The following is an 11,007-nucleotide window of genomic DNA, read 5'->3' on the forward strand; positions in this document are numbered from 1 at the left end:
TCGCTTCGTCTCCCATAAGGGTCGAGCTCCGCTTCGCTTCGTCTCCGGAGCGGTAGGCTCTGCTCCGATGTCTACCGCTGAATTGCCCATTGAAACCCGCAAGCTCGTCGGCTGGAGCCGCACGACGCCGATCGAGGGTCACGTGCTGGCGACACCCGATGTCGAGGTGATCGCCAAGGCGCTCGCGCAGGTCGCGGACGCAAACGCCGACAAGCCGTCTTACCTTCGCCGTGGCGTCATTGCCCGCGGGCTGGGACGCTCCTACAACGAGTCCGCGCAGAACATCGGTGGTCTGACCATCGACATGACGATGCTCAAGCGGATCCACTCGATCGACGACGCCACCGGGGTCGTCGATCTGGACGCCGGTGTCTCCCTCGACGAACTCATGGCCGTCGCTCTACCCTTCGGGCTGTGGGTGCCGGTGCTCCCGGGTACCCGGCAGGTCACCATCGGCGGTGCCATCGCCCACGACATCCACGGCAAGAATCATCACAGCGCCGGCACATTCGGACAGCATGTGCTCGAGATCACGCTGCTGGTGGCCGACGGGCGCATCCTCACACTCACCCCAGGGGGCAGCTCCGACGACCCCGCAGGCGAGCTCTTCTGGGCGACGGTCGCCGGGATCGGCCTGACCGGCATCATCCTGCGCGCCAAAGTGCAGATGAAGCGGACCGAGAGCGCCTACTTCATCGCCGACACCGCCACCACGAATAGCCTCGACGAGACCATCGCGCTACACCTCGAAGACGGCTTCGAAGACGGCTACGAGTACGCCTCGGGCTGGTTCGACTCGATCAGCAAGCCGCCGAAGCTGGGCCGAGGATCGTTCAGCCGCGGCAACCTCGCCCGTCTCGACGAACTGCCCGCCAAGCTCCAGAAGGAGCCGCTGAAGTTCAACGGCAAACCGCTGGTGACGTTCCCGGACATCTTCCCCAACGGGCTGGCCAACAAGTTCGACTTCTCGATCGTCGGTGAGGCCTACTATCGGATGGGGTCGAACAAGACCGGTCAGGTAAAGAATTTGGCGCAGTTCTACCACATCCTCGACATCTTCGGAGAGTGGAATCGGGCGTACGGACGGACCGGCGGTTTCACCCAGTACCAATTCATCGTGCCCACCGGCAACGAGGATGAGTTCAAGAAGATCATCGCCGATGTCCAGGCGTCGGGCCACGTGAGCTTCCTCAACGTCATCAAGCTCTTCGGCGAGGGAAACCAAGCGCCACTGAGCTTCCCGTTCCGGGGCTGGAACGTGTGTCTCGACTTCCCCGTCAAGCGCGGCCTCGGCGAGTACCTCAACGAGCTCGACCGCAGGGTGATGGCGATGGGTGGACGCCTCTACACCGCGAAGGATTCCCGCACCTCCGCGCAGAACTTCCACGCGATGTACCCACAGATCGACTCGTGGATCGCCACCCGCCGCAAGATCGACCCTACCGGAGTCTTCATCTCCGACATGGCGCGCCGGCTCGAACTCGACTGAGTTCCGCCCGGCAGTCATCCACGAATTCTTCTCAACGACAGGAACATTCATGATCAACGCCGTAGGCGTACCCAAGTCGATCCTCGTTCTCGGCGGTAGCTCGGAGATCGGGCTCGCGATCACGTCGGAGTACCTCAAGAAGGGCCCGATGCGGGTGGTCCTGGCCACCGTGCCCGGCGACCCCGCCGGGGACGCTGCGGTCGAGTCGATCAAGGCGGCAGGCGCTTCCACCGTCGAGCGCATCGACTTCGATGCCCTCGCACCCGACACCCACCCGGCGGTGATCGCCCAGGCGTTCGCCGGCGGTGACATCGACGTCGCGATCGTGGCCTTCGGTGTCCAGGGCGTCGACGAAGAGGTGTGGCAAGACCAGCGCAAGGCCGTGTTCACCGCCAACATCAACTACACCGCAGCGGTCTCCGTCGGGGTGCTCCTCGGCGAGAAGATGCGCGAGCAGGGCCACGGCCAGATCATCGCGATGAGCTCGGTGGCCGGCGAGCGTGTGCGACGCAGCAACTTTGTCTACGGGTCGTCCAAGGCCGGCCTCGACGGTTTCTACCTCGGGCTCGGGGAGGCGCTGCGCGAGTACAACATCCGCGTCCTCGTCATCCGGCCGGGCATGGTGCGCACCCGGCTGTCGGCGCATGTGAAAGAAGCGCCGCTGACGGTCAACAAAGAAGACGTGGCCAAGCTCGCCGTGGCGTCGGCCGACAAGGGCAGAGAGCTCGTCTGGGCTCCGGGTCCCTTCCGGTTCGTGATGATCATCCTCCGCCACATCCCGCGGCCGATCTTCCGCAAACTGCCCATCTGATCCATGCCGAAACATCTGTCAGCGATCGGGAACCTGCTCGGCGCAGCCGTGGTTGCGCTCGTCGTGGCGGGAGCCGGCCTGGCAGTGATCGCCAGGGTCGAGTGGCCCGCGTTCAACTCGTCCAACGTCGAGACGGCGCTGACCACCACCGGACAAGTGGTGGCCATCGCGCTGCTTCTCGTCGCGGTGGTGCTCTCCCGGGTCGGTAAGGCCGCGTGCGCGATCAAACCACTCTCGTGGGTGGGCATCTCGGCGTTCGCCGCGGTGACGCTGGCGATGCCGCTCGGCGCGACCAAGCTGTACCTGTTCGGCATCTCCGTCGATCAGCAGTTCCGGACCGAGTACCTGACCCGGCTCACCAGCAGTCCACATCTGGCCGACATGACGTATGCCGACCTGCCGCCGTATTACCCGGCCGGCTGGTTCTGGCTGGGTGGCCGCTACGCAAGCCTCACCGGACAACCCGGGTGGGAAGCGTTCAAACCGTGGGCGATCATCTCGATCGCCGTCGCCGCCGCCATCGCGATGGCGCTGTGGCAGCGCATGATCCGCACCGATCGGGCGATCGCAGTCACTCTGGCGTCCACGGTCCTGACGCTGATGTACGTCAGCCCGGAGCCATACGCGGCTGTCCTGGTCATCCTCGGCGCACCGATGCTGATCACCATCCTGCACGGACTGCGGTCGGGAAGTAGGCCCGCAATCGTTGCCGGGGGCCTGTTCCTCGGGTTGAGCGCCACGTTCTACACGCTCTACACCGGCCTGTACGCACTGACCGCGGTGTTGATGGCGGTGTACCTGGCCGCATCAGCCTGGTTCGCGCTGTCCAACAAGACAACTCATCCGTCCACCGTCCGCTCGCGACGATGGCGGGCCGTCCTGATCCACGGCGCCCGACTGGCGGCCATGGCAGTGATCGCCGGCCTGGTGGCCTTGATCGTGTGGGCGCCCTACCTGTGGGCGCGACTGCAGAACAAACCGGCATCCGGCGGCACCGCCGAACACTATCTACCGAGCTCGGGGGCCGTGCTCCCGACACCGATGCTGCACTGGTCCCTGATCGGCGCACTGACCATGGTCGGCCTGATCTGGATCGTGTTGCGATTCCGGACCCGTACGGTCGCACTGACTTTCGGTATCACCGTCTTCTCCATCTACCTGTTCTGTCTGCTGTCGATGGCCCTGACCGCGATGGGCACCACGCTGCTCTCGTTCCGGATGGAACCGGTGCTGGTAGTGGCCCTAGGGGTCGCTGGCGTGTACGGCTTCGCCGAACTCGCTGCCGTCGCCGTCCGTCGATTCGGCGATGTCCGCACGGTCGTCGGCGTACTGGCCGCCGGTGCGGCAATCGCGGTGGCACAGAGCATCCCTGGTCATCTCGCCTCCGAGATCACCGTCGCCTACACCGACACCGACGGTTACGGCGTGCGCGCCGATCAGCGTCCACCCGGCGCGCAGGCCTACTTTCCGGAGATCAGCGCCGCCATCGGCGAGCAGACCGGTGGCCGCCCCCAGGACGACGTCGTGGTAATCACCGCAGACTACGGTTTCCTCTCGATCTACCCATACCTCGGCTTCCAGGGCCTCACGTCGCATTATGCAAATCCGTTGGCGGAGTTCGACAAACGGGCGGCGACCATCGAGACCTGGTCGCAGGCACAAACCGCCGACAGCCTCATCGAACAGCTCGAAGCAGCACCCTGGCGGCCACCGTCGGTATTCCTGTTCCGGTACAGCCCAGAGGGTTACGACCTGAGACTGGCCGAGGACGTCTACCCGAACGACCCCAACGTCCGCCGGTACACGGTGACGTTCAACCAGAACGTCTTCGACGACCCGCGTTTCACGGTCACCACCATCGGCCCCTTCGTCCTCGTCGTGAGAAAGTAGCGCCGCCGCCCCACAGATGCACATCGTTGAGTCATGAGCACACGTTGCAACGTGTGCTTATGACTCAAGCGTGTGCTTTTGTCCTAACTGGGCGCACAATCCGGCGGCTGGGCTCCGACCACACCGCGGACGGAGAGCAGGCCTTCGAGGACGTATTGGCCGGGTAGCGCGGCCTGCAAGGTGATCCAGTCGTCGGGTGTGGTCTGGATGCAGGCGTAGAGATTCTCGTCGATGGTGCTGCGGGCAACCAGGTATTTGTTGTGGCGCAATTGAACTGGATGGATGTTGGTGTCGGGGACGTCGAGGACCATCTTCGCGGGCGACGATTCCACGACGGTGAGGGGTGCGGGCACGATCGGCTGCGGATCGTCGACCTTGTAGAGCTCCCACTTGTCGTTGCCCCAGATCCGTTGCAGATAAGGCAGACCGGACTCGACCAGCGCTGCTTCGGCCTTCATCTGGCGGAGCGGATCGGCCGATACCGCAACGAAGGCCACCGCGTTCTCCGACAGCCAGAGTCGGTACGACTCGGGTGTGAGCGCATTCTCGTCGTAGAAGATCGGGTTGAACCGTGAGTCCGACTGATTTTCCCAACCGCGCGCCAGATTGATGGTCATGCCCAATTTGTGTGAGCCGGCATGTGTTTGGGCGTCCACGAGTTCCACACGATGGTTCTCGATGTTCGACTGCGCCACCAACTGGGAGCGCAAGGGGATGTAGGAGGTGTCACTCTCGCCGGAGTCGGCACCGACCACCTGATCCGCGGTGGCCACGAACGTGGCATAGATGAGCGCGGGCGCCAGCGCGATCGCCAAGAACTTGAGCGACTTCGGCGAGTAGTACAGGCACAGACACGGCAGCACCAGAGCGAAGAACCGGCTCAGGTTGGACCCAATGCCGGTGGGGACCAGGAACATGATGATCGCGACCGCGCTCGCGAGGGGCACGATCCAGCGCGCCGGTGGAACCGTCAGTGCCAAGCCGGTGCCGACGGCGATGGCCGCCACCCAGAACAGGGTCGTCGCCGGAAACCCCTGCGAGCCCGGATTGCCGAACATCAGGAACGGAACGGCAACACCCAGCGCCGCACCCCCGAGAACCCACCACGCCCGCCGTGCCGCGTCGTCACGCCCGGCCGCGAACGGGAGCACCGCCAACCCGACGAACGCGGGCGCGAGTGGACTCGCCAGCCCGGCGACGAGCAGTCCGATCACCGTCAGCGATCGGTAGCCCTTCTTGAACGCGACGATTGCTGCCAGTGCAATGGCTGCGCCGACCGCAAAGGCCACCCGGCCGGAGAGCATGTTCAGCACCGCGGCCACCGTGATCGCCCAGACGAGCACGGTGGGGTGCGTCGCACCCTTGGACAGGGGAAAGGCCAGCAACGCGATCGCGGCTGTCGCCAGGCACAGCAACAACAGCGACCCGGTGACGGTCGACAGAGCCGGAACAATCAGGGAGTAGCTACCCGGCGAGACACCGCCGTACCAGCCGAACCAGTAGCCGAGGCCGACGCCGGACCGAGCGGCTTCCTCCCGCGCGATCGCCGCCTGCAGGTCACCGACCGTGGGATGAGTGAGAAACAGCGCCACGATGGCGATCAGCGCGACCCCAAGCGGAAGCAGGCCCCGCCAGCGGATCGCCGGCAGGGCCACCGAGAGGCTCATCCGATCGGGACTCCCGCCCCGGCCGGCGCATCCGCGGATCTACCGCGCCACCACCGCACGAGGGTGGGGGCGTAGACGATCGCGGCGGCGACGGCGAGCAGCGCCACTCCGGCGAAGACATCCAAGATGAAGTGGTTGCCCGAGCCCATGACCACGAAGTACGTGGTGAACGGGTAGATCAGGCCCAGAATGCGCAGCCATTGCCATTTCGCGAGGAAGAACAGCACCAATCCGCACCAGGTCGCCCAGGCGCAGTGCAGGGACGGCATCGCCGCGAACTGGTTGGAGATCGCATCGCTACCCGGTGCGCCGGATTCCGGCCACCAGCCCCACGACGAGGTCTGCGCCATCACGTCGACGAAGCCCTCGCCCGGCAGCAACCGTGGCGGCGCGGTGGGCATGAAGTAGAAACCGAACAGGGCGAGTCCGGTGCACAGCACCAAGGTCCCGCTGACCTTGCGGTAATAGTCTTTGCGTCGGAAGAGCAGCCAGATGAGGACGGCCGGCGTGACGAGGAAGTGCAGCGTCGCATATTGCAGGGCGACGATGTTCGCGAGCCACGATGTCGTGTGGACCAGCTCGTTCAGTGGCCGCTCGAGCGCGAAGTGCCAGGCGTCTTCGATGCGGAGGATCTCGTATGCGTTGCGGTAGGCCTGGTCAGCGACCTCGCCGACGCTGTTGCGGATGACCGAGTACACAGCGTAGAGAGCTCCGAGGAGAAGCACCTCCACCCACCAGCGCGGGCGGGCCAGATACCGGTTTACCCGGGTGACCACCGCACGGAATCCGGTTTGTTTGAGCTCGGACTCGAAGGCTTCGAGTTCTCGGGGGTCGAGGTCCGGCGCGACCAGGTCTATCTCGCCCGAATCAGCTCGGCCCTGCGGCGACGCGGGGCTCTCGGGCGGGCCAAAGGTGCGGCGGCTATCACGGGGCGCCATACAAGACCTCCCGCATATACCCTCCAACTGCTGACCGACTCTTACGCCCCGATCCGCCTGGGGGATCGAATGCGAAACTACCGCGCGCAGATAACGGCCCCGACACATCACGTTCACCAACCGACGCCTGAGTGGACGCATTGGTTCTGCAGGAGCATAACCGAGGGCGGCGCCATTCCCTTCCCGCATTTCACTCAGCGGGCCGGTGAACTGGGCCGACGTCAGGTCAATCGAGGGCGTTTGGTCCGATATGACTTGCGCCGGAGATGTAAGCTGTGACGCTGATCACATGTTACGTCGAATGATCTAATCTCCGGGCTCCGACGCGATCAGATCGACGAGATGGCGGATCGCGAACTCGTACCCCCGGATACCGAAACCGGCGATCACCCCAGCCGCGATGCCGGAGACATAGGAGTGACGACGGAACTCCTCACGGGCATGCACGTTGCTGATGTGCACCTCGATGATGGGGACCTCCGGGACCGACAGGGCGTCGCGGAGGGCGATCGAGGTGTGCGTCCACGCCCCTGGATTGATGACGATGCCGGCGACGGTTCCGCGCCCGGCGTGGATCCACTCGAGCATCTCGCCCTCGTGATTGGTCTGCCTCGCATCGATCGTCCACCCGAGCCCGCCTGCGACCTCGGTGGCCAGCGTGACGGCATCCTCGAGCGTGGCTGTCCCGTACACCTCCGGCTGACGGACGCCGAGCGTATTCAGGTTCGGTCCGTTCAGCAGCAGGATGGGCGGCTTCGAGGTCATCGTGCAACTGTATGGCGCCGCGCGCGACCGCGGACCATCGCCACACGCGGCGGGCGATAGCATCTTGCCTTGTGCCTGCTGACGCCGTTGACAACGCGACTGGAACGACCCGGTCGCCATCCGGGGGTGACCGGGTCCGATTTGCGAAGATCGCCGCGATCGTCACCGGCCTGATCGGCCTCTTCCTCGCCTTGGCGACACCACTGCTGCCCGTCAGCCAGACCACCGCCGAATTGAACTGGCCGCAGCAGGACAAGCTGCAGTCGGTCCTGTCGCCGCTCGTCTCCTATGTGCCCGTGGATCTCGAGATCTCGGTGCCCTGCTCGGCGGTCAGGCAGTTGACGGCTCCGGGACAGACCGTGCTGGTCTCGACCCTGCCGAAGGAGGCCGACAAGGCGGTCGCCCGCGGTCTGTTCGTCCGTAAATCCGGTCAGGCGACGGATGCGCTCGACCGGCAGTCCGTGGAGGTCGTGGTCCGCAACACCCCGGTCGCCATGGCCACCCTCGCGCAGATGGAGGATCAGGACTGCCAAGAAATCGTCGTCACGGCCACCGCGACGTCGGTGCGCGCCGAGTTCGTGGGCCTGACCAACGCCGAGGGCGAACCCGTGGTCGGGGAGATCACCGATGGTGACCAGCGGCCCCAACTCACCGGGATCTACACAGATCTGACCGGAGATGCCGCATCCGTACCGGGCCTGGAGGCCCACGCCACGATCGACGACCGCTACAGCACCGCCCCGACCGTGCTGAAATGGCTCGCCATCGCCGTCGGCGTGCTGTGCACCATCATCTCGCTCGGTGCGCTCGCGGTCCTCGATGGCACGGACGGCCGCAAGCACCGCCGTTTCCTACCCGCGCGCTGGTGGAAGTTCAACGCTCGCGACGCCGTCGTCATCGGAGCCCTGCTGATCTGGCACATCGTCGGCCCCAACACCTCCGACGACGGCTACATCCTGACGATGTCGCGGGTGGCCGAGCACGCCGACTACACGGCCAACTACTACCGCTGGTACGGCGCCCCGGAAGCACCCTTCGGCTGGTACTACCAGGTGTTCGGCTGGCTGGCACACGTCACCACGGCAAGTCCGTGGATGCGACTGCCCGCCCTGGCCTGCGGAATCCTGGTGTGGCTGATCATCTCTCACGAGGTACTCCCCCGGCTCGGTCGCGCGGCGACCGTCAACCGCATCGTGCCGTGGACGGCCGCGTTCGTGTTCCTGGCCTCCTGGTTCCCGTTCAACAACGGTCTGCGTCCCGAGCCGATCATCTGCCTCGGCGCGCTGCTGACGTGGTGCTCGGTGGAGCGGGCGATCGCCACCGGCAGAACGTTGCCCGCCGCGGTGGCCTGCACCATCGGCGCGTTCAGCCTGGCGGCCGGCCCCACCGGACTGATGGCCGTCGCAGCGCTCATCGCCGGCGCCCGGCCGATGGTGATGGCGCTGATCAAACGGGCCAGAGCCATCGGCGCAGACGCGAAGAGTTACCTCGCGATGCTCGCGCCGGTACTGGCCGCCGGCACCTTTGTGATCTTCGTCGTGTTCTCCGATCTGACCCTCGCCGCATTCATCCAGTCGACGCGTATGAAGTCCGCGCTCGGACCCTCGCTGCACTGGTACAACGAGATCGACCGCTACTCAGCTCTTTTCGAGTTCTCCGCCAACGGGTCGGTGTCCCGGCGGTTCGCCGTCCTCGCGATGCTGGTGGGCCTGGTCGTCTCGGGCGCGATGCTGATCCGCAAGAGTCGCATCCCCGGAACCGCTCTGGGCCCGTCCCGACGCATCGTCGGCATCACGTTTGCGTCACTGATCTTCATGATGTTCACCCCGACCAAGTGGACCCACCAGTTCGGTGTCTTCGCGGGCCTCGCCGCGGCGCTGGCGGCCATCGCGGCGATCGCGGTCAGCGCCGAGGCGATGCACGCCCGGCGCAACCGGATGCTGTTCATCGCGCTGGTCCTGTTCATCACCGGACTCGCCTTCACCGCGCCGAACGCCTTCTTCTATTACTCCAACTGGGGCATGCCGTGGGGTGCCCTACCGGTTCGTTTCGGGGTCGCGCTGGGCAGCACGCTGTTGTACCTCTGCGTGGCCGCGCTGCTCGTGGCGTTCTGGTTCCACTTCCGAGAACCCTTCACGCCCGACACCCCCGCCGACACAGGTACCCCTTCGCAGCGTCGTTGGTTCAGCACCCTCGCCACCGCACCGCTGGCCGTCGCGGGCGCGTTCCTCGTCGTGTTCCAGATCGGCACGGCTGTCGGTGCCGGCGTGAAACAGAGCGGATCGTTCTCGATCCCCACCTCCAACGTGGCCGCTCTGCAGGGTGACACCTGCGGCATGGCCGAGAAGGTCCTCGTCGAGCCGAACCCGTCCGCCGACATCCTCACGCCCGTCGACGGCAACATCGCAGGCGGCCTCATCGGACCGGCCGACCCGGGCGCCGACGCCACGGCCACCTCCGGTTTCACACCGAACGGACTGCCCCTGACCCTCGACTCGACGGCCAGCGCCGGCAGTCTCGGCGTGCTCGGCGGCAATGTCGCGATCTCTCCCGACGTCCTCAACTCCAACGCGGGCGGCACCGGCGGCGGCGAGACCGACCAGGCCGGGATCAACGGGAGCACCGCGAAGCTGCCCTTTGGCCTCGACCCCGCCCTGACCCCCGTACTCGGCAGTTACTCCCAGGACAACCAGTTCCCCGCCTACCTGACCTCGTCCTGGTACCGGCTGCCGCCGAAGGCCGCGGACACCCCGTTGGTGACGATGGCCGTGGCCGGCCAGTTCGACATCGAGAACGTCACGATGGAGTACTCAACCGATTCGGGGTCCGCGAACGAGGACTTCCAGGTGGCCGGCGAGGTCGACCTGATCGACCCGGGCCCGCGTCCGTCGTGGCGCGACCTGCGGACCTACCGCAGCTCGTTCCCTGCCGACACCACGGCGATCCGCATCGTCGCCAAGGACGAGAACCTCGCCCAGGACAGTTTCATCGGCCTCACCCCTCCCCGATCGCCGCGACTGCAGACCCTGCAGTCCATGGTCGGCAGCACCGACCCGGTCCAGATCGACTGGACCAGCGGTCTGGCGTTCCCATGTCAGCGCCCGTTCGACCACCTGAACGGAGTCGCGGAGATCCCGCAATGGCGGATCGCGCCCGGCGCCGACCTGTCCGCCGCCGTCGGTGCCTGGCAGGACGCGTTCGGTGGTGGGCCACTCGGCTGGATCGAGGTCGCCCTCGAGAAAACGACCGTGCCCTCCTACCTCGAAGGTGACATCGGCCGGGACTGGGGCTCACTGGTGAGCTACGAGCCCTACGGCGAGCCCGCGGAGGTGGCGGAGCTCGACCTCGGCAAGGCGACCCGTTCCGGTCTGTGGAGTCCGGCACCGATCCGGTACTGAGTCGGACGCGGCCGCTCACCTGGCCTGCGACAGTGAGCAGAGCGTGCGA

The 11,007-nt window shown here is 65.9% G+C and carries 7 protein-coding genes; 4 read left to right on the forward strand and 3 right to left on the reverse strand.

Annotation, left to right across the window (positions count from 1 at the left end):
• Positions 1-67: 67 nt before the first annotated feature.
• The 3 genes from BFL43_RS10855 to BFL43_RS10865 are packed head-to-tail and all read left to right on the forward strand — an operon-like array spanning position 68 to position 4,190.
• Positions 68-1,489: an FAD-binding oxidoreductase gene (locus tag BFL43_RS10855; protein ID WP_084892560.1), complete on the forward strand. Its 1,422-nt coding sequence runs from the start codon at positions 68-70 to the stop codon at positions 1,487-1,489.
• Positions 1,490-1,538: 49 nt separating this feature from the next.
• Complete coding sequence (locus BFL43_RS10860) at positions 1,539-2,300, forward strand: decaprenylphospho-beta-D-erythro-pentofuranosid-2-ulose 2-reductase (protein ID WP_084892561.1); 762 nt, start codon at positions 1,539-1,541, stop codon at positions 2,298-2,300.
• Positions 2,301-2,303: 3 nt separating this feature from the next.
• A complete protein-coding gene (locus tag BFL43_RS10865) occupies positions 2,304-4,190 on the forward strand; it encodes a galactan 5-O-arabinofuranosyltransferase (RefSeq protein ID WP_084892562.1) in 1,887 nt (628 codons plus the stop codon).
• Positions 4,191-4,273: 83 nt separating this feature from the next.
• Here the strand turns inward: BFL43_RS10865 and BFL43_RS10870 are convergent, their stop codons facing one another.
• The 3 genes from BFL43_RS10870 to aroQ form a co-directional block, all read right to left on the reverse strand.
• The gene (locus BFL43_RS10870; RefSeq protein ID WP_084892563.1) at positions 4,274-5,857 is read right to left on the reverse strand and encodes a hypothetical protein; all 1,584 of its coding nucleotides are present in this window, start codon (positions 5,855-5,857) and stop codon (positions 4,274-4,276) included.
• Positions 5,854-6,795: a phosphatase PAP2 family protein gene (locus BFL43_RS10875; protein ID WP_084892564.1), complete on the reverse strand. Its 942-nt coding sequence runs from the start codon at positions 6,793-6,795 to the stop codon at positions 5,854-5,856. The genes BFL43_RS10870 and BFL43_RS10875 overlap by 4 nt, the downstream gene beginning before the upstream one ends.
• A 306-nt stretch (positions 6,796-7,101) precedes the next feature.
• On the reverse strand, positions 7,102-7,560 hold the full coding sequence (gene aroQ / locus BFL43_RS10880) for a type II 3-dehydroquinate dehydratase (RefSeq protein ID WP_084892565.1): 459 nt from the start codon (positions 7,558-7,560) through the stop codon (positions 7,102-7,104).
• A 149-nt stretch (positions 7,561-7,709) separates the two neighbouring features.
• Between aroQ and BFL43_RS10885 the strand changes: the two genes are divergently transcribed.
• Positions 7,710-10,958, forward strand: coding sequence for an arabinosyltransferase domain-containing protein (locus tag BFL43_RS10885; protein ID WP_240498198.1), 3,249 nt, complete (start codon positions 7,710-7,712; stop codon positions 10,956-10,958).
• Positions 10,959-11,007: the final 49 nt, after the last annotated feature.

This window comes from Williamsia sp. 1135 (assembly GCF_002095395.1).
Taxonomy (GTDB): domain Bacteria; phylum Actinomycetota; class Actinomycetes; order Mycobacteriales; family Mycobacteriaceae; genus Williamsia.

Bases quoted from the DNA above. Each gene is read 5' to 3' on its own strand.
- BFL43_RS10855 (WP_084892560.1), top strand. From the start codon at position 68: ATGTCTACCGCTGAATTGCCCATTGAAACCCGCAAGCTCGTCGGCTGG.
- BFL43_RS10860 (WP_084892561.1), top strand. From the start codon at position 1,539: ATGATCAACGCCGTAGGCGTACCCAAGTCGATCCTCGTTCTCGGCGGT.
- BFL43_RS10865 (WP_084892562.1), top strand. From the start codon at position 2,304: ATGCCGAAACATCTGTCAGCGATCGGGAACCTGCTCGGCGCAGCCGTG.
- BFL43_RS10870 (WP_084892563.1), bottom strand. From the start codon at position 5,857: ATGAGCCTCTCGGTGGCCCTGCCGGCGATCCGCTGGCGGGGCCTGCTT.
- BFL43_RS10875 (WP_084892564.1), bottom strand. From the start codon at position 6,795: ATGGCGCCCCGTGATAGCCGCCGCACCTTTGGCCCGCCCGAGAGCCCC.
- aroQ (WP_084892565.1), bottom strand. From the start codon at position 7,560: ATGACCTCGAAGCCGCCCATCCTGCTGCTGAACGGACCGAACCTGAAT.